Origin of the sequence: Nonomuraea fastidiosa, assembly GCF_042751225.1 — a bacterium.
Taxonomy (GTDB): Bacteria; Actinomycetota; Actinomycetes; order Streptosporangiales; family Streptosporangiaceae; genus Nonomuraea; species Nonomuraea fastidiosa.
The window spans coordinates 4,614,242-4,632,861 of sequence record NZ_CP170570.1; the positions used below are offsets into that span (position 1 = coordinate 4,614,242).

General features: G+C 69.6%; 19 protein-coding genes. 18 read left to right on the forward strand and 1 reads right to left on the reverse strand.

The features are described from left to right. The 15 genes from ACFMQL_RS21485 (at position 1) to ACFMQL_RS21555 (ending at position 14,724) form a co-directional block, all read left to right on the forward strand. Positions 1–2,790: a hypothetical protein gene (locus tag ACFMQL_RS21485; RefSeq protein ID WP_378786779.1), complete on the forward strand. Its 2,790-nt coding sequence runs from the start codon at positions 1–3 to the stop codon at positions 2,788–2,790. Then, a complete protein-coding gene (locus tag ACFMQL_RS21490; protein ID WP_364060947.1) occupies positions 2,790–3,167 on the forward strand; it encodes a hypothetical protein in 378 nt (125 codons plus the stop codon). Before ACFMQL_RS21485 ends, ACFMQL_RS21490 begins: the two co-directional genes overlap by 1 nt. Positions 3,168–3,716: 549 nt before the next feature. Next, positions 3,717–4,982, forward strand: coding sequence for a serine hydroxymethyltransferase (gene glyA, locus ACFMQL_RS21495; RefSeq protein ID WP_378786781.1), 1,266 nt, complete (start codon positions 3,717–3,719; stop codon positions 4,980–4,982). A gap of 57 nt (positions 4,983–5,039) precedes the next feature. Continuing rightward, the gene (locus tag ACFMQL_RS21500) at positions 5,040–6,329 is read left to right on the forward strand and encodes an undecaprenyl/decaprenyl-phosphate alpha-N-acetylglucosaminyl 1-phosphate transferase (protein ID WP_378786783.1); all 1,290 of its coding nucleotides are present in this window, start codon (positions 5,040–5,042) and stop codon (positions 6,327–6,329) included. Positions 6,330–6,460: 131 nt separating this feature from the next. Next, positions 6,461–6,883 carry a hypothetical protein gene (locus ACFMQL_RS21505; protein ID WP_364060956.1) on the forward strand — a complete coding sequence of 141 codons (423 nt, stop codon included), beginning with the start codon at positions 6,461–6,463 and terminating at the stop codon, positions 6,881–6,883. A 66-nt stretch (positions 6,884–6,949) separates the two neighbouring features. Then, positions 6,950–7,165 (forward strand): AtpZ/AtpI family protein, encoded by a 216-nt coding sequence (locus tag ACFMQL_RS21510; protein WP_355429926.1) that lies wholly within the window; start codon positions 6,950–6,952, stop codon positions 7,163–7,165. A 67-nt stretch (positions 7,166–7,232) separates the two neighbouring features. After that, a complete protein-coding gene (gene atpB, locus ACFMQL_RS21515) occupies positions 7,233–8,030 on the forward strand; it encodes a F0F1 ATP synthase subunit A (RefSeq protein WP_364060960.1) in 798 nt (265 codons plus the stop codon). A gap of 78 nt (positions 8,031–8,108) precedes the next feature. Continuing rightward, positions 8,109–8,339 carry an ATP synthase F0 subunit C gene (atpE, locus tag ACFMQL_RS21520; protein ID WP_138666586.1) on the forward strand — a complete coding sequence of 77 codons (231 nt, stop codon included), beginning with the start codon at positions 8,109–8,111 and terminating at the stop codon, positions 8,337–8,339. Between the two features lie 28 nt (positions 8,340–8,367). Beyond that, a complete protein-coding gene (locus ACFMQL_RS21525) occupies positions 8,368–8,916 on the forward strand; it encodes a F0F1 ATP synthase subunit B (protein WP_364060963.1) in 549 nt (182 codons plus the stop codon). Positions 8,917–9,004: 88 nt separating this feature from the next. Further along, the gene (locus ACFMQL_RS21530) at positions 9,005–9,814 is read left to right on the forward strand and encodes a F0F1 ATP synthase subunit delta (RefSeq protein WP_364060966.1); all 810 of its coding nucleotides are present in this window, start codon (positions 9,005–9,007) and stop codon (positions 9,812–9,814) included. Between the two features lie 23 nt (positions 9,815–9,837). Then, positions 9,838–11,487 carry a F0F1 ATP synthase subunit alpha gene (gene atpA / locus ACFMQL_RS21535; RefSeq protein WP_364060969.1) on the forward strand — a complete coding sequence of 550 codons (1,650 nt, stop codon included), beginning with the start codon at positions 9,838–9,840 and terminating at the stop codon, positions 11,485–11,487. Positions 11,488–11,490: 3 nt separating this feature from the next. Then, entirely contained in the window at positions 11,491–12,393 is a 903-nt protein-coding gene (locus ACFMQL_RS21540; RefSeq protein WP_364060972.1) for a F0F1 ATP synthase subunit gamma, read from the forward strand. Position 12,394: 1 nt separating this feature from the next. Continuing rightward, positions 12,395–13,843 carry a F0F1 ATP synthase subunit beta gene (atpD, locus tag ACFMQL_RS21545; protein ID WP_364060975.1) on the forward strand — a complete coding sequence of 483 codons (1,449 nt, stop codon included), beginning with the start codon at positions 12,395–12,397 and terminating at the stop codon, positions 13,841–13,843. Positions 13,844–13,909: 66 nt separating this feature from the next. Continuing rightward, a complete protein-coding gene (locus tag ACFMQL_RS21550; RefSeq protein ID WP_127940234.1) occupies positions 13,910–14,311 on the forward strand; it encodes a F0F1 ATP synthase subunit epsilon in 402 nt (133 codons plus the stop codon). 32 nt (positions 14,312–14,343) lie between these two features. Beyond that, complete coding sequence (locus ACFMQL_RS21555) at positions 14,344–14,724, forward strand: DUF2550 domain-containing protein (protein WP_364060979.1); 381 nt, start codon at positions 14,344–14,346, stop codon at positions 14,722–14,724. Positions 14,725–14,881: 157 nt separating this feature from the next. Here the strand turns inward: ACFMQL_RS21555 and ACFMQL_RS21560 are convergent, their stop codons facing one another. Further along, positions 14,882–15,472, reverse strand: coding sequence for a cob(I)yrinic acid a,c-diamide adenosyltransferase (locus tag ACFMQL_RS21560; RefSeq protein WP_364060982.1), 591 nt, complete (start codon positions 15,470–15,472; stop codon positions 14,882–14,884). Between the two features lie 127 nt (positions 15,473–15,599). Between ACFMQL_RS21560 and ACFMQL_RS21565 the strand changes: the two genes are divergently transcribed. The 3 genes from ACFMQL_RS21565 to ACFMQL_RS21575 are packed head-to-tail and all read left to right on the forward strand — an operon-like array spanning position 15,600 to position 18,573. Then, positions 15,600–16,496 carry an ATP-binding cassette domain-containing protein gene (locus ACFMQL_RS21565; protein WP_364060985.1) on the forward strand — a complete coding sequence of 299 codons (897 nt, stop codon included), beginning with the start codon at positions 15,600–15,602 and terminating at the stop codon, positions 16,494–16,496. Further along, entirely contained in the window at positions 16,493–17,602 is a 1,110-nt protein-coding gene (locus tag ACFMQL_RS21570; protein ID WP_364060988.1) for an ABC transporter permease, read from the forward strand. The genes ACFMQL_RS21565 and ACFMQL_RS21570 overlap by 4 nt, the downstream gene beginning before the upstream one ends. Next, positions 17,602–18,573, forward strand: coding sequence for a histidine kinase (locus ACFMQL_RS21575; protein ID WP_364060991.1), 972 nt, complete (start codon positions 17,602–17,604; stop codon positions 18,571–18,573). The genes ACFMQL_RS21570 and ACFMQL_RS21575 overlap by 1 nt, the downstream gene beginning before the upstream one ends. Positions 18,574–18,620 lie beyond the last annotated feature (47 nt).

An 18,620-nucleotide genomic window follows, 5' to 3' on the forward strand; every position in this document is an offset into this window, starting at 1 on the left:
ATGGGCAAGTACGACGGCATGGACCCCAAGCTGGTCCGTGACCTGCTGGCCGAGGTGCAGCGGGCGGCGACGCGGATGCGTACCACCGAACAGCGGGTCCGCAACGCCATGCACCAGGCCGGACTGCCCACGCAGACCACGCACCGTCCCGTGCAGGTCGCCGACGCGATCGACGTGATGGTGCGCGACGTCAACAAGCGGCTGGCCACGCTGGAGAAGCGGGTGGACCCGCCGAAGACGGGCTCGGGCACCGCCGGCGACGACTCCGCGAAACCCGCCAAGCCCGGCGTCCCCGACGAGAAGCCCAGTGACAAGCCCGCGAGGCCCGGCGCCTCCGACGAGAAGCCCGACGACAAGCCTGCGAGGTCCGGCGCCTCCGACGAGAAGCCCGACGACAAGCCTGCGAGGTCCGGCGCGCCTGACGACAAGCCCGACGACAAGCCCGCGAAGCCCGACGCCCCTGCGGACAAGCCGGACGCGAAGCCTGCCAAGCCCGGCGTCCCCGACGAGAAGCCCGATGCGAGCGGCAAGCCCGAGGGCAGTGGCAAGCCCGACGCCGGGGAGCGTCATGACTCCAACGGGAAGCCGGACTCCAACGGGCGGTCGGACTCGGGTGAGAAACCGGGCACCGGTGACAAGCCGGGTGTCGGGAACAAGCCTGACGTCGGCGACAAGCCGGGCACGGACGGGAAGCCGGGCACGGACGGGAAACCGGGCACGGGCGACAAGCCGGATGCCGGCGGTGAGCGTTGCGAGAACGACCAGAACCGGCGCCCGGACCAAGGCACCCGCCCCGACCAGGGCGGCAACACCGGCCGTGACACCGGAACCGGCCAGGACGGTTCGACGGGCCGGGACGGTTCGACCGGCCGGGACACGGGGACCGGCGGCGACGGCAGGACCGGCGACCAAGCCGCTGATCAGCCCAAGGACGACGGTCTGGACAGCCGCCGCGACCGGGGCACCGACGCCGGCACCCGGGACACGGGCACCGGCACAAGCGGCGACGGAACCACGGGCAGCGGCGGCTCGGACAACGGCACTTCCAGCGACGGGACGTCCAGCGATGGGACGGCGACCGGTCAGCCCGTCGGCGACGGTCAGGACGCGAGCAAGCCGCAGGTCGTGGTGGTCGACGGCGTCAAGGTGCTGCAGGTGCCGCTCGACCCGCCGTCCGCCGCGGTCATCGAGGACATGCTGCGCAACCCCGACAAGGTCCAACCGGCGGAGATGCCGAAGGTCGGCGCCGAGAACGTCACCCTTCCGCCGAACGACGGCTCGTCCACCTCGAACGGCACCGGGAACACCTCGACCGGCACCGCGAACGCCAACGGCTACGCGAACGACGGCAGCGACGTCGTCTCGGCCGAGGCCCGCCGCCCGGACGTGGACGCGTACCAGACGATCGTCGACGACCACCGGAACATCGCACCCCAGGACATGCCCGGCGTGCAGGCCCCGGCGGGCGAGTACGGCAGGGGCGAGTGGGCCGAACGCGCCATCCGTCCCGACGGCCCAGCGGGCTCGATCGACCCCGGCAACCCGGCCGGCGGGGCGGATCCCGTGCGTACGCTCCCGCCCGTCGAAGCGACCTCAGGCGGTTTTGCGGGGGACGGCCACGTGACGTCGGTGGCAGGTGCGGCAGGAAGCGCGTCTCCAGGAGCGGTGACGGGCGGCTATCCACCCACGGACATGCCCACCGCCGACACCGCGAACGGCACCCAATCCGACGGAACGTGCCCGCCCGCCAAGGACGCCACCCCACCCGCAGGCAACCAGCCCGGCACCGACCAAGCCCCAGGCGACCGCGGCACGGGCACCGGGGACCGAGGTGGTCAGGGTTCCGGTAGTGCGGGTGCCGGCGATCAGGGGACCGGCGACCGGCCGAGCGGCGGCCAGGGTTCTGGCGGCGCAGGGGCCGGAGAGCAGGGCGCCGGCCGGGGTGGCGAGCAGGGCGTTGGTGGTGGGAGTGGAGATCGGGGTGCGGGTGGCGAGGGTCAGGGTGCCGATGGGGGCGGGGGACGAGGCGAGCCGGGTGGTCAGGGTGTCGGTGCCGGGGCTGACGGCCAGAGTGCGGATGGCCGGGGCAGGCCCGTCACGATCCCGCCGACCAACCCGTCCGTCGAACCCCCCAACGGCACCGCCACCGACCCTCCGGGCACAACGTCCGACCGAGGGACCGGTGGCGCACCGCAGGGAAGCGGCCAGAACGGGACAGGACAGGGCTCCAACGCGGGCTCCGCAACGGCACCGGACTCGAACGCGGGGTCCGGCACGGCGTCGGGAGCGGGCGCAGGGGCCGGGGCGGTACCGGGCTCGGACCCGGTACCGGGCTCTGGTGCAGGGGCCGGGGCCGCGACGGGCACCGGGTACGGCTCCGTGGTGGCCCAGGAGGCGAATTACGGCCTCGGCGCAGGTCAAGGGGTCGGTCACGGGGCGGAGGCGGTCTACGACGCTCTGGGACGGGACAGCGAGGGTGCCGGCCAACACCGCGGGGCCGGTGCGTACGACGTGCTGATCGCGTACGACGTCGAACCCGGCCAGGACACCACGGCCGGCCGGCACGGCGGCGGACGGGCGGGTGACGGGGACGAGGTCGTGTCGATCGACGTACGTCCGCCGGACCTGGAGGCCATCGGGACCGTGATCGACCACCACCGCGACATCCGGCCCCAGGAGATGCCGTCCGTGCAGGTCCCGCCCGGCGAGTACGGCAAGGGAGCCTGGGCCCCCGAGGACATCAGGCCGGACGGCCCGCCCGGTGCGGTGGCCCCGGAGAGGAGAGCGTGATGTACGTCGACCCGCCGGCACCCAAGCCGAAGGGGCCTCACGAGACGCCCCCGATCAACACCACCGGCCCGCTCGAGGACCCGCAGCGCGCCTGGCGCTTCAACCCCGACTACGAACGCCTGGTCGTCGCCTGGCAGACGGTCAAGCCGCAGCTCGATGAGCTCAGGACCGTGCTGGACAAGGCGTACCAGCTGGCGACGAGCCCCCAGACGTGGGACGCGCCGGTGGGGAAGCGCTACGTCGAGGACATCAGGGAGTGGCGCAACCGCCTGGCCCTCTACCGGCACGCCGTGCTGACCACGATCAGCGACGAGGCCGCCGACACCCCGCGCTGGCTCCCGACCACCGCCAACGCCCCCCACGCCTACCCGTCCTGACCCGCAGGCAACCGGCTCGGACAGGCACGCGGGGGCACACCCACCACCAGGCGGGGGACACCCACCACACCGCTGGCGGGCCCACCGCCTTCGAGCCTTCGCCGATGGCCGCGCCTTCGGCGGGTACGCCTCTCGCGCCTTCGACGAACGGCCGTACATCCCGCGCCTCCAACGGAAGCCGCGTCCCCTGCATCTTCCGCGTGCCCCCTGCGCGGGCAGGAGTTCAGCGCGGTGCGAAGGATCCGGACGCCCGTCACGTGCGGGGCGGCCGGAGGGCGCAGCGGTCGTGAGCCCGGTGGCCGGTCTGAGCTGCCGATAGGCGTGTTGCGGGTGGGGGACTGCCGGTGGTCGGGTGGCGGCAGGTGGGACAGCACCGGGGCAGGGCAACGCCGGGTGAGGCGGTGCCGGACGAGGCAAGCGGGGCCGGGGCAGCGCCGAGTGGGCGGTGCCGGACGAGGCGAGCGGGGGTGGGGTGGGTTGTCATGAGGGCGGTTTTCGGGGCAGCCATCGTGTATGGGAAAAACGGACATCCGGTCGTACAGTGGGGAAATGGGTGCGGAGCCCTACTACGGCCCGGACTTCGGGCTGCTGCGGGAGCGCGATCCCGAGATCGCGCAGGTGCTGCTCGACGAGCTGGACCGGGTGCGCGGCGGCATCCAGCTCATCGCCAGTGAGAATTTCACCTCGCCCGCGGTGCTGGCGGCCCTGGGCTCCACGTTGACCAACAAGTACGCCGAGGGCTATCCGGGCCGGCGCTATTACGGCGGTTGCGAGGTCGTGGACCGGGCGGAGCACCTGGCGGTGGAGCGGGCCAGGAGGTTGTTCGGGGCGGAGCACGCGAACGTGCAGCCTCATTCGGGGGCGTCGGCGAACCTTGCCGCGTACGCGGCGCTGCTGCAGCCGGGCGACACGATGCTGGCGATGGCGCTGCCGCACGGCGGCCATCTGACGCACGGCTCGAAGGTGAATTTCTCGGGACGCTGGTTCGACGTGGTGTCGTACGGCGTGCGTCGCGACACCGAACTGATCGACTATGACGAGGTGCGCGATCTGGCGTTGCGACACCGGCCGAAGCTGATCGTGTGCGGGGCGACGGCGTACCCGAGGTTGATCGACTACTCGATTTTCCGCTGCATCGCCGACGAGGTGGGGGCGTGGCTGCTGGCCGATGTGGCGCATCCTGCCGGGTTGATGGCGGGCGGCGCGATCCCGTCGGCGGTGCCGCACGCGGACGTCGTCACGTTCACCACGCACAAGACGCTGAGGGGCCCGCGCGGCGGCGCGATCTTGTGCACGTCGGAGCTGGCCAGGCGGATCGACCGGGCGGTGTTCCCGTTCGTGCAGGGCGGGCCGCTGATGCACGTGGTGGCGGCCAAGGCGGTGGCGTTCGGCGAGGCGATGCGGCCGGAGTTCGCGCGTTACGCGGAGAAGGTGGTGGCGAACGCGCGGGCGCTGGCGGCGTCGCTCGCGGCGGAGGGGCTGCGGCCGGTGTCCGGCGGCACGGACACGCACCTGGCGCTCATCGACCTGCGCGAGGCGGGCGTGACGGGGGCAGAGGCGGAGCGCAGGTGCGCGGCCGCGGGGATCACGCTGAACAGGAACGCGGTCCCGTACGATCCCGAACCCCCGGCGGTGACGTCGGGCATCAGGGTGGGGACGCCGTGCGTGACCACGCAGGGCATGGGCGAGGACGAGCTGGCCGAGGTGGGCAGGCTGGTGGCGTCGGCGGTGCGCAGGCCGAGCACGGCGGGGGAGGTCAGGGAAAGAGTTGCGGCACTTCTGGCCATACATCGCCCATATCTCGGCGAATATTAAGCTGGTCTGTGTCGTTTTCCGGTCACAGCTGGCCGGTGGATCCGGGAAACTAGGGTCGTGCGCGAATACCTGTTCATGGCGCTCATCTCAGCGGCGGTGACCTACCTGCTGGTGCCGTTGGTACGCCGCTTCGCCATCCGCATCGGCGCCATGCCCGAGGTTCGCGAGCGAGATGTGCACACCACGCCGACGCCCAGGCTCGGCGGCTTGGCGATGTACGGCGGCCTGGTGGTGGGCCTGCTGGTCGCGAGCCGGCTGCCGCACAGCGGCGCGGCGCTGTCGGAGTACGACGCGAACGTGGTCACGGCGCTCATCGTGGCCGGCGCCCTCATCACGGTCACGGGCTTCCTCGACGACTGGTGGGGCATGGACGCCTTCATCAAGCTCGGCGGGCAGATCGCGGCGGCCGGCGTGCTCGTTGCCTACAACCTGCGTTTGCTGTACATCCCGCTGCCGAAGGACTGGGGCGGCTCGACCAGCCTCGACTACACGCTCAGCACGATCATCACCATCCTGGTGGTGGTGGTGACCATCAACGCGGTCAACTTCGTCGACGGGCTCGACGGTCTCGCGGCCGGCATCGTCGGCATCGCGGCCCTGGCGACCTGGGCCTACTCGATCTTCCTCGCGCAGAGCATGAGCGTGGGCAACATCACCACGACCGCCGCCATCGCGGCCGTGCTCATCGGCACCTGCGTGGGCTTCCTGCCGCACAACTTCCACCCGGCGAAGATCTTCATGGGCGACACGGGCGCCATGCTGATCGGCCTGGTGCTGGCCTCGTCGATCGTCACGGTGACCCCGCTCGACCCGGCGGCCATCGAGAACATGAACAAGTTCGGCGTGCTGCTGCCGCTGATCCTGCCGGCCGCGATCCTGGTGCTGCCGCTGGTCGACCTGATCACCGCGGTGGTGCGGCGCACGTCGCAGGGCCTGTCGCCGTTCGCGCCCGACCGCGGTCACCTGCACCACCGGCTGCTCGACATCGGTCACTCGCAGCGCCGCTCGGTCCTGATCATGTACGCGTGGGCGTTCCTGTTCGCCTTCGTCGTGGTGCTGATGTCCCGCCAGGGTGTGCCGGTGCTGCTGTTCCCGGTCTTCATCGTGCTGGCGCTGGCCGTTCTGGTGCTGATGGCGGCCCCGCGCTGGCGCGGCAGGGGCGGCTCCCGGCCGGCGCCGCGAGGCGACGAGCCGGACGGCGACGACGGCCCGCCCACCGGCCCGATGCCGCCGATCCTTCCAGATCCGCAGGTCAGGCGGCAGATGCCGCCGCCGGGCGGCGCCGCTCAGGAAAAAACGACAGAAGACGGCAATGCGGTCATCACCGCATTTCCGCATCGTTCATGATCGTGAACTAGAAACGGCAGGTAAAAGCGGTCTTCCGTGAGCTTGTGATATCTTTCACGAGCAGGGGCCTCCAGATGCACCGGTTCTGGAGGTAGCAAACGCTCGCTTGATAACTTGCCGATGGAGCATTGATGCAGGCCAACGACGTGCGCGTACTCAAGAGCGCCGCGCTTCCGACTCTCGCGGTCGGGGTGGTCGCCGTGCTCGTGTCCCTCGTGGTGGCAGGTGGCAAGGGAGCGCTCGGCGCAGCCCTCGGCACTGCGCTCGTCGGGGTCTTCTTCAGCATCAGCGTGGTGGTGGTGTCGTACGCCGCCCGCATCTCTCCCCAGATGATGGCGATCGCCGCGATGCTGAGTTACCTCGTCAAGGTCGTCGTCATCATGGTCGTGCTCAACGCGTTCCGTGACACCACGGCGTGGAACACGCTCGCTTTCGCATGGTCGGTGGTGATCTGCACTCTCGTGTGGACCGGCTTCGAGGCCCGCGCCTTCATGAAGACCAAGATGCTGTACGTCGACCCCGAGGCCCGGGTGCCTGGTAGGGGCGACTCATGAACCCTGTTGACCGGGCGGGGTCCGATATGACTAGCCCTCCGTCCGCCTGCTATCGTCGGGGCCGCGATGAGCGCACAGGAACGCCGACCGGAAGAAGACGGTCGCGACTTCGCCGACGCCATGTGGTCAGTCCCCAGCTATCTGCTCGCGGGGATGGCCGTCTACGGCGGTCTCGGGTGGTTGCTGGACCGGTGGTTGGACATGTCCGCGTTCTTCCCCATAGGCGTGGTTCTGGGGGTTGTGCTCGCCGGCTATCTGGCCTACCGCAAGTTCAGTCGCTAACCCGGCGCAGCGATCACTTCGCCGAGGTAACTCTTGTGATCCACTACGACGTTGAAGGGAACGCCGCGTGAGTGCGCTGACGGTCCTCGCTCCACATGGCGATCAGTTCGGGGCGCCTACGCCTGAAGAGCTGTTCGACCTGCCCCCCATCATCGCGGGTGTCGACTGGTTCACCAAGCCGGTCCTGCTCGCGATCCTCACGTCGATCGTCGTGATCGCCGTGTGCTGGGGCGCCTTCGGCAACCCGAAGGTCGTGCCCAGGGGCCTGCAGAACGTCGTCGAGTACGGCTACATGTTCGTCCGCGACCAGGTCGCCCGGCCCTTCCTGGGCAAGGACGCCGACCAGTGGATGGGGCTGCTCGTCTCGATCTTCTTCGTGGTCCTGCTGTGGAACCTCATGGGCGTCATCCCCATCCTGCAGTTCCCGGTGGCCTCGCACATCGCCTTCCCGGCCGTCCTCGCCGGTCTGATCTACATCCTCAAGATCTACCTCGGCATGAAGCACCAGGGTGCGGTCGGCTACTTCAAGAACATGATGTTCCCTCCGGGGCTGCCGAAGTTCATCTACGTCCTGCTTGCCCCGATCGAGTTCCTGTCGAACCTCATCATCGCCCCCTTCACGCACGCTGTCCGACTCTTCGCGAACATGTTCGCCGGCCACATGCTGCTGGCCTTCTTCAGCATGGTCGGCTTCTGGTTCCTGTTCGAGAAGCTGACGCCGCTGGGCGCCCCCGTCGGCGTGATCGGCGTGGTGATGACGATCATCCTGACCGGCTTCGAGATGTTCATCCAGTTCCTGCAGGCCTTCCTGTTCGCGATGCTGGCGGCGATGTACATCGGCAACTCGCTCCACCCGGAGCACTGAGAACCACCGCACGACTCACGGAATGTCCATGACCGGTGATACCCAATCCACCGGCCGTTAAGTAAAGGAATACGAACAATGAGCGTTCTCGCTGAGGTCTCCGGCAACGTCACCGCCATCGGTTACGGTCTCGCCGCCATCGGCCCCGGCATCGGCGTCGGCATCATCTTCGGTCAGGGCGTGCAGGCCATCGCCCGCCAGCCGGAGGCTTACGGCCTGATCCGCCAGAACATGCTCCTCGGCTTCGTCCTCACCGAGGCCCTCGCCCTGATCGGCCTGGTGGCGCCGTTCATCTTCCAGGGCATCTGATCGCCCCTAACTGACGGAAGGCTGCAACATGGTCATCAAGGCAGCTACGCTCCTTGCGGCGGAGTCGAGTCCGCTCATGCCGCACAAGTACGAGCTCGTCGTCGGTATCTTCGCGTTCCTCGTCGTCTTCCTCGTCGTCGGCAAGCTGCTCGTCCCGCGCATCCAGAAGACGCTGGCCGAGCGCACCGACGCCATCGAGGGTGGCATCAAGCGGGCGGAGGAGGCGCAGGCCGAGGCACAGGCCCTGCAGAAGCGCTACCAGGAGCAGCTCGAGGAGGCCCGTCGCGAGGCCGCCAGGCTGCGCGAGGAGGCGCGTGAGCAGGCCGCGCAGATCAAGGCCGAGCTCCGCGAGGAGGCGCAGGCCGAGGCCCGCCGTCTCGTGGAGGCCGCGCACGCCCAGATCGAGGCCGACCGCCAGGCGGCCTTCGCCCAGCTCCGCGCCGAGATCGGCCGTCTGTCGACCGAGCTGGCCGGCCGCATCGTCGGCGAGTCCCTGGAGGACGAGGTCCGCCAGAGCCGCATCGTGGACCGGTTCCTCGACGAGCTGGAGAACAGCAACGCGCAGGCGGTGCGCTGATGCTGGAGCGAACCCCCCGCGGTGAGCGGAGCGGACACGCGCGCGGCGTGCGCGTCCGCGCGGCGAACGAGGAGCGGGTGAGCGATCGATGAGGGGTTTGAGCAGGGCCTCGCTTGTCGAGGTCGAAGAGCGGTTCAACTCGGTCGCGGGCAGCGCCGACCTCGGCGCGCTCTCTGACGAGCTGTTCGCGATCGCGGACCTGCTCGACCGCGAGCACGGCCTGCGCCGTGCCCTGTCCGACCCGGCCAGGCCGGCCGAGCAGAAGGCGGGCGTGCTGCGCTCGCTGCTGCAGGGCAAGGTCGGCGAGGCCGCCCTGGCCACGGCCGAGGCCGCGGTCTCGGCGCGCTGGTCGCGTACGGGCGACCTGGCCGACGTGCTCGAGCGGCTCGGTGTCGTGGCCGCGGCGGCGGAGGCGGAGAGCCAGCGCAGGCTCGACGATGTGGAGGACGAGATCTTCCGCTTCGGCCGCATCGTCGCCGCCAACCCCGACCTGCGCAGGGCGCTCGCCGACGCGTCCGCTCCCGAGGAGGGCAAGCGCGCGCTGCTGCGCAGCCTCCTTGAGGGCAAGGTCGCGCCGACCAGCCTGCGCCTGATCACGCAGCTCGTTGTGCATCCGCGAGGACGTAGTCTGGAAGCCGGCCTGGAAGAAGTCGGCCGACTGGTCGCCCAGCAGCGCCAGCGCCTGGTGGCGGTGGTGCGCAGCGCGGTCGAGCTGACCGACGCGCAGAAGCAGCGCCTGACGGCGTGGCTGCGCGCCTCGTACGGGCGGGACGTGCACCTGAACGTCGAGGTGGACAAGCGAGTGCTCGGTGGGTTCTCGGTCCGCATCGGCGACGAGATCATCGACACCACCATTGTGGGACGAATCGAAGAAGTCCGCCGCCGGTTGGCCGGCTAGGCGAATAGGGAGACAGAGTAGAGATGGCGGAGCTTACGATCCGGCCGGACGAGATCCGGGACGCGCTTGAGCGCTTCGTCCAGGCGTACGAACCGGAAGGCGCCGCGCGCGAGGAGATCGGGACCGTCGTCGACGCCGGCGACGGCATTGCCCATGTCTCCGGCCTTCCCTCGGCGATGGCGAACGAGCTGCTGGAGTTCGAGAACGGCACGCGCGGCCTGGCACTGAACCTCGACACCCGCGAGATCGGTGCCGTTATCCTGGGCGAGTTCGCCGGCATCGAGGAGGGCCAGACGGTCCGCAGGACGGGCGAGGTCCTGTCCGTGCCCGTCGGCGACAACTTCCTCGGCCGCGTGGTCGACCCCCTGGGCAACCCGCTCGACGGCAAGGGTGCCATCGAGGCCGAGGGCATCCGCGCCCTCGAGCTGCAGGCCCCCTCCGTCGTGCAGCGGCAGCCGGTGAAGCAGCCGCTGCAGACCGGCATCAAGGCGATCGACGCCATGACGCCGATCGGCCGCGGCCAGCGCCAGCTGATCATCGGTGACCGTGGCACCGGCAAGACCGCGATCGCCGTGGACACCATCCTCAACCAGCGCGAGGGCTGGCTCTCGGGCGACCCCGAGCAGCAGGTCCGCTGCGTCTACGTCGCCGTCGGCCAGAAGGGCTCGACGATCGCGCAGGTGAGGGCCCGCCTCGAGGAGGCAGGCGCGATGGAGTACACCACCATCGTCGCCGCCCCGGCCTCCGACCCGGCCGGCTTCAAGTACCTCGCCCCGTACACCGGTTCGGCCATCGGCCAGCACTGGATGTACCAGGGCAAGCACGTTCTGATCGTCTTCGACGACCTGACCAAGCAGGCCGACGCCTACCGCGCCGTGTCCCTGCTGCTGCGTCGCCCGCCGGGCCGTGAGGCCTTCCCCGGCGACGTCTTCTACCTCCACTCCCGGCTGCTGGAGCGCTGCGCGAAGCTCTCCGACGACATGGGCGGTGGCTCGATGACGGGTCTGCCGGTCATCGAGACCAAGGGCAACGACGTGTCAGCGTTCATCCCGACCAACGTCATCTCCATCACCGACGGCCAGTGCTTCCTGGAGACCGACCTGTTCAACGCCGGTGTCCGCCCGGCGATCAACGTCGGTATCTCGGTCTCCCGCGTCGGTGGCTCGGCGCAGGTCAAGGCCATGCGCAAGGTCGCCGGTACGCTGAAGCTGTCGCTGTCGCAGTACCGCGACCTGGAGGCGTTCGCCGCGTTCGCCTCCGACCTCGACGCCGCCTCGCTCGCCCAGCTGGAGCGCGGTCAGCGACTGGTCGAGCTGCTCAAGCAGCCCCAGTACAAGCCGTTCCCCGTCGAGCACCAGGTCGTGTCGGTGTGGTCCGGCACCACCGGTGAGCTCGACGAGGTGCCGGTCGAGGACATCCGCCGGTTCGAGGCCGAGTTCCTCGACTACCTGCAGTCCTCGCACAAGGGCATCCTCGACACCATCCGCGAGACGGGCGAGCTGTCCGACGACACGGTGACCGCTCTGAAGGACGCCATCACGGAGTTCAAGAAGGGCTTCACCACCTCCTCGGGTGAGCTGCTGGTCAAGGACGAGCCGGTCGCTCCGCTGGCCTCCGACGAGGTCGGCCAGGAGAAGATCAAGAAGGTCGTCCGTCCGGCGGAGAAGAAGTAGCAGATGGGTGCCCAGCTAAGGCAGCTGCGGCGGCGGATCAACTCGGTGAAGTCCACCGCGAAGATCACGCGCGCGCAGGAGCTCATCGCCTCTTCACGGATCGTCCGGGCGCAGCAGCGGATGCAGGCGGCGCTGCCGTACGAGCGCGAGATCACGCGCGCCGTCACGGGCGTCGTCAGCAACGCGGCCAGCATCGACCATCCGCTGATCGTGGCGAAGGAGAACCCCGCCAAGGCGGGCGTGCTCATCGTCACCAGCGACAGCGGATTCTGCGGCGGCTTCAACGCCAACGTGCTGCGCGAGGCCGAGGCCCTGCGCGGGCTGCTGGAGGGCCGCGGCATCGAGGCCGTGCCGTTCGTGACCGGTCAGAAGGGCGTCACCTGGCACACCTTCCGCAACAGGGAGATGGGCGGCAGCTGGACCGGCTTCACCCGTAAGCCGTCCTACGCCGACGCCAAGGAGGTCGCCGGCACGCTGATCGAGTCGTTCAAGGACGACAACGGCATCGACGAGATCCACATCGTCTCGACCGAGTTCGTCTCGATGCTGTCGCAGAACGTCGTGGTCAAGCGCATCCTCCCGCTGGAGATCGAGGAGACCGAGGCGACGGAGTCCACCGTGATCCCGCCGTACTTCGAGTTCGAACCGACCGCCGGCGATGTGCTGGAGTCGCTGCTGCCGCGCTACGTGGAGTCGCGCATCTTCACGGCGCTGCTGCAGTCCGCCGCCTCGGAGGAGGCCGCGCGGCGGCGTGCGATGAAGTCGGCGACCGACAACGCCAACGAGCTGATGCGGGTGCTCACCCAGCAGATGAACCAGGCTCGCCAGGCCGAGATCACCCAGGAAATCAGCGAGATCGTCGGTGGCGCCAACGCGCTCGCTGACGCCGCAGCGGGGAAAGAGTGAAATGACTGCAGAGGCTGTAGAAACTACCGAAGCCCCCGCGGCCGGCACTGGCCGCGTGGCACGTGTCACCGGCGCCGTCGTCGACGTGGAGTTCCCCGTCGATGCGATGCCCGACATCTACAACGCGCTCAAAGTCGAGGTGACCCTCGGTGGCGAGACCAAGACCCTGACGCTCGAGGTCGCCCAGCACCTGGGTGACAACCTCGTCCGCGCCATCTCCATGCAGCCCACCGACGGCCTGGTCCGCGGCCAGGCGGTCGTCGACACCGGCGCCCCGATCTCGGTGCCGGTGGGCGACGTCGTCAAGGGCCACGTGTGGAACGCGCTCGGCGAGACGCTCGACGTCCCGACCTCCACGCTGAAGGTCGAGGAGCGCTGGCCGATCCACCGGCCGTCGCCCTCCTTCGACCAGCTGGAGTCCCGCACGGAGCTGCTGGTCACCGGCATCAAGGTCATCGACCTGCTCACCCCGTACGTGCAGGGTGGCAAGATCGGCCTGTTCGGTGGCGCCGGCGTGGGCAAGACGGTGCTCATCCAGGAGATGATCCGCCGCGTCGCCCGTAACTTCGGTGGTACGTCCTGCTTCGCCGGCGTGGGCGAGCGCACCCGTGAGGGCAACGACCTCTGGCTGGAGATGGCCGAGGCCGGCGTTCTCAAGGACACCGCGCTCGTCTTCGGTCAGATGGACGAGCCGCCGGGCACCCGTCTGCGCGTGGCGCTGTCGGCGCTGACGATGGCGGAGTACTTCCGCGATGTGCAGAAGCAGGACGTGCTGCTGTTCATCGACAACATCTTCCGCTTCACGCAGGCCGGTTCCGAGGTCTCGACGCTGCTCGGCCGTATGCCGTCCGCCGTGGGTTACCAGCCCACGCTGGCCGACGAGATGGGTGTGCTCCAGGAGCGCATCACCTCGACCCGCGGTCACTCGATCACCTCCATGCAGGCGATCTACGTCCCCGCGGACGACATCACCGACCCGGCGCCGCACAACGCGTTCGCGCACCTCGACGCGCAGACCGTGCTCTCGCGGCCCATCTCCGAGAAGGGCATCTACCCCGCGGTGGACCCGCTCGACTCCTCCTCCCGGATCCTCGACCCGCAGATCGTGGGCGAGGAGCACTACCAGGTGGCCCAGGAGACCAAGCGGATCCTGCAGAAGTACCGCGAGCTCCAGGACATCATCGCGATCCTCGGTATCGACGAGCTGTCCGAGGAGGACAAGGTCATCGTTCAGCGCGCCCGCCGCATCGAGCGCTTCCTGTCGCACCCGATGTACGCGGCCGAGGCCTTCACCGGCCAGCCCGGCGAGACCGTGCCGCTGGACGAGACCATCGCCTCCTTCAAGGGTCTGTGCGCCGGTGAGTACGACCACCTGCCCGAGCAGGCGTTCTTCATGGTCGGTGGCATCGATCAGGCCATCGCCAAGGCCAAGGAACTCGAGCGTCGCTAATCGCCCCACGGTGGTGGCGCGGCATGCGTGTCGTGCCACCACCTGATCGGAAAGGAACCTACACAAGTGGCGAAGCTACGCGTAGGGGTTGTCTCACCCGAGCGTGAGATCTGGTCGGGCGAGGCCGACATGGTGATTGCCAAGACCGTGGACGGCGAGATCGGTATTATGCCGCAACACGCACCTGTGCTCGGCGTTCTCGTCGAGGGCGGGGTGCTGCGCGTGAAGCGGGAAGGCGAGCCGGAGCTGGTCGCCGCGGTGCACGGGGGCTTCATCTCCGTCGCCGACGACGAGGTCTCCGTGCTGGCCGAGGTGGCCGAGCTCGGCTCCGAGGTCGACGTCGCCGCGGCTCGTGACGCTCTCGACCGGGCCCAGGCCTCGATCGAGGCCAACCAGGAGGACGCCGACGCGGCCCTCGAGGCCAAGCGTGCCAGGGCCCGCCTGCGCGCGGCGGGCGAAGAGGTTTAATAGCACCTATCAAGCGGGCTCAGGGGGGCGGCATGGTGGCGACGGTTGTGATTCTCGTAGTGCTACTTGCCGCCCTCATCGTCGTTCGTGGCGTCATGCTCTCCCGTGCCCGCGGGAGCGTACCCTGTCGGCTGCGCGTGGGGGAGCGCGGCTGGCAGAGCGGGGTGGCCCGCTACGCCGACGGTGAGCTCCACTGGATTCCGCTGCTGGGCGTCCGACTCAGGCCGCGTCACGCTATTGCGAGGCGCGGCCTTGTCGTATCCGCTCGCAGGGAGATCGACGGCGGGCTGTACGCCGTCGACTGCTCCGGCAGCACGCAGAACATCTCGCTGGCGATGAGCGCCGACGCGATGACCGGCTTTCTGGCCTGGCTGGAGTCGGCACCGCCGAGCGCCTATCTGGACGTCGCCTGAGCCCTGGAAACCCCGCTCGGACGGTGAGCCCGGAAGCGTCTGCCCGGACGGCTCTTGAGCCCTGGAAGCGCCTGGACGGACGGCTCTTCAGCCCCGGCAGTGCCTGGACGGCGCCTTGGCGCTGAAAGGCGCCCGGACGGCCAGGAAAGGGGTCCTGTCAGCGCGTGCCGCCGGGCTTCCAGAGGATCTCCTTGCCGGCGTGCGCGACCCGGCAGGCGATGAAGAGCAGGTCCGACAGGCGGTTGAGGTATTTCGCGGTCAGCGGGTTGGTGTCGTCGTGCGCCTCGATGGCCGCCCACGCTGAGCGTTCGGCCCGGCGTACGGTGACGCGGGCCACGTGCAGCGCGGCCGTGGCGGGATCGCCGCCCGGCAGGATGAAGCTCCGCAGCGGCTTGAGCCCCGCGTTGAAGCGATCGCACTGCTCCTCGAGCCAGGTGATGTACGACGCCTCCACGCGCAGGGGCGGGAACTCGGGGTTCTCCACGACCGGCGTCGCCAGGTCGGCCCCCACGTCGAACAGCTCGTTCTGCACCCTGCCCAGCACCTCGGCCAGCTCGGCCGGCAGCGTGCCGTACGACAGCGCGAGGCCCAGGTGGGCGTTGGCCTCCTCGACGTCGGCGTAGGCGACGAGCCTGGGGTCGGTCTTCGCGGTACGGCTCCCGTCGACCAGCGCGGTGGTGCCGTCGTCACCGGTGCGGGTGTAGATGCGAGAGAGAACGACCGGTTTGTCCTTATCGGCGCGCGTCATGGGCTCAGCGTAATGACAAATGTCATCGGGAACGGACGCGGGATTCATATCGAGCCGGTGATTTCTCCGACTACAAGGACCAATGGGGCGAAGGCCACCATGGACGCATGACGAAGGAGATGACCTGATGCTCGAGATCAGCGAGCTGCGCAAGCGCTTCTCGGGCGGTGCCGGCGCCCCTGACGGCAAGCTCGCCCTGGACGGCATCAGCTTCACCGTGCGGCCCGGCGAGATGTACGGCTTCGTCGGCGCGAACGGCGCCGGCAAGACCACGACGATGCGCATCGTGATGGGCGTGCTCCAGGCGGACTCGGGCACGGTGAGCTGGCAGGGCAAGCCGCTCACCTACGACGCCCGCCAGCGCTTCGGCTACATGCCGGAGGAGCGCGGGCTGTACCAGAAGATGCGGGTGGGCGAGCAGATCGAGTACTTCGGCCGGCTGCACGGCCTGAGCGCCCCGGCCGCCAGGAAGGCCACCGACGACCTGCTCGAACGCCTCGGCCTGACCGAGCGCAGGAACGACGCCGTGCAGGCACTGTCGCTGGGCAACCAGCAGCGCGTGCAGCTCGCGGTGGCACTGGTGCACGACCCCGAGGTGCTGATCCTCGACGAGCCGTTCTCCGGGCTCGACCCGATCGCGGTGGACGCGCTCGCCGCGGCGCTGCAGGAGCGGTGCAGGAGCGGCGTACCGGTGATCTTCTCCAGTCACCAGCTCGAACTGGTGGAGCGGCTGTGCGACTCGGTGGGCATCGTCTCGGGCGGCCGCATGGTGGCCACGGGGACGGTGGAGGAGCTGCGCGCCGCCGAGGGCGGAACGCTGGTGGTGGTCGTCCGCGATCCGGCCCCCGGCTGGGCCGACGGCATCCCCGGCACGGTCACCGTGGACGGCGACCGGCACACCCTGCGTACGAGCGGCGTGGACGGCCAGGAGATCCTGCGCCGGGCCATGAAGGCGGGCGAGGTCGAGCGCTTCGGCGCCGAGCAGCCGTCGCTCACCGAGATCTTCAAGGAGGCCGTGGCGTGAACGGACTGATGCTGGTCGCCGGGCGCGAGATCAGCACCCAGGTCAAGAGCAAGGCGTTCGTGATCGGCCTGCTGATCACGGTGGTGCTGGTGGGGGCGCTGTCGTTCGCGCCGAAGGTGTTCGGCGGCGGCGACTCGTACGCGCTGGGCACCGTCAACTCCCAGCGGCTCCCGCTGGATCAGGCGGCGCCGGACATCGAGTTCGAGTGGCGCGAGTTCCCCGACGAGGCGGCGGCCAAGAAGGCCGTGCTGGACGGCGACGTGGACGCGGTGCTGGTGAACGGCACCAAGGTGCTCACGGACGGCGAGATCGACCAGCAGCTCGGCGTGCTCATGCAGAGCGTGAACCGGGAGGTCAAGCTCGGCGCGGCCGGCGTGCACATCGAGCCGCTCCAGATGCAGTCGGTGGGCGCGGACACGCGCTATCAGGCGGCCAGGACGGCCATCGCGACGATCCTCGTCTTCGTGCTCTTCTTCATGATCTTCGGTCAGGTCGTGATGGTGGCCATGGGCGTGGTCGAGGAGAAGGGCAGCCGCATCGTCGAGATCCTGCTGGCCTCGGTGCGGCCGTGGCAGCTGCTCGGCGGCAAGATCGTCGGTCTGGGTGTGGTCGGCCTGATCAACCTCGGGGCGATCCTCGTCGTCGGGCTGGGCGCGGCGGCGGCCTCGGGCCTGTCGGCCGACTTCCCGCCCGGCATGGCCGGGCTCGTCGTGGCGGTCGTGGTCTGGTTCGTGCTCGGCTACGCCTTCTTCGCCACGCTGGCGGCGGCCTCGGGCTCGCTGGTCTCGCGCCAGGAAGAGGTCAACACCGTGATGACGCCGCTCACCATGGTCATCATGGGCACGTACTTCGTGGCCTTCTACGCCGGCAACGAGCCCACGGGCACGCTGGCCACGGTCGGGTCGTTCCTCCCGCCGTTCTCCTCCATGATCATGCCGGTACGGATGGCCGCGACCGAGGTGCCGCTGTGGCAGGTGCTCGTGTCGATGGGGCTCATGGCGGCGGGCGTGGTGGCCGTGCTGGCCTTCGGGGCGACGGTGTACCGGCGGGCGGTGCTGCGGACGGGGGCGCGGCTCAAGCTCATGGAAGTCCTCCGCTCGCGCTGATGGACACGGTAGAACGCGCGCGGTCGGCCGCCAGGAAGGTGCTCGGGTTCGGGCTCCTCGCCGGCTGGGCCCTCATCGCGCTGAGCGTGGTCGCAGACCCCGCCGACGGCCGGATCGCCCTGTGGCGGGCGCTGCTCGGGGCGGTCACCGCGGCCGGCTCCACCTGGATGGCCTGGCAGGTCGTGGACGAGCTGCTGGACCGCCGCCGCTACCCCGCCTGGCGGGTGGTGGCGGCTGCGGTCCTCGTCGTGGCCACGGCGCTCGCGGGCGGGACGGATCCCCTGGGATGGGGCGTGCTGCTCCTGTGCCTGCTGGGGGCGGCCGCGCTGCTGCGCAGGCTCGCCGTGGAGGCGCACCGGGCCGGCGAGGCGGGCACGCGGCTGGCGCTGGCCGAGGAGCGGCTGCGTTCCTCCCGCGAGGTGCACGACCTCGTGGGACACCAGCTCTCGGCCATCGCGGTCAAGACCGAGCTCGCGGTACGGCTGTCGGATAAGGACACCGAGGCGGCCAGGGCCGAGATGGCCGAGGTGAACGCGCTGACCAGGAAGGCGCTCAAGGAGGTGCGGCAGGCCGTACGCGGGCTGCGCGAGCTTGACTTGGCCGCCGAGCTGAATAGCGTGAAGAGTGTGCTCGAAGCGGCGGGGGTCCGCTGCGAGGTGGGCCTGCCCCACCGCGAGATGCCGGACGGCGTGGCGCCGGTGTTCGCCTTCGCGGTGCGCGAGGCGGTGACGAACGTGCTCAAGCACAGCACGGCGACATTCTGCGACATCTCCTTCCGGTTCACCGCGGACGAGGCCGAGCTGACCGTGCGCAACGACGGGGTGGCGCGCAGGAAGGCGGCCGATCTGGGCAGCGGTCTGGCAGGGCTGAGCGAGCGGCTGGCGGCCGTCGGGGGCTCGATGACGGCCCAGCCGACCGAAGACGGACATTTCCTGCTCCGCGCGGTCGTGTCACTCCCGATGGCTGGGTAGGGGAAGGTCAGAGGTTTTACCTCGTCAAGCGCTGTCCGCAGCGCTGT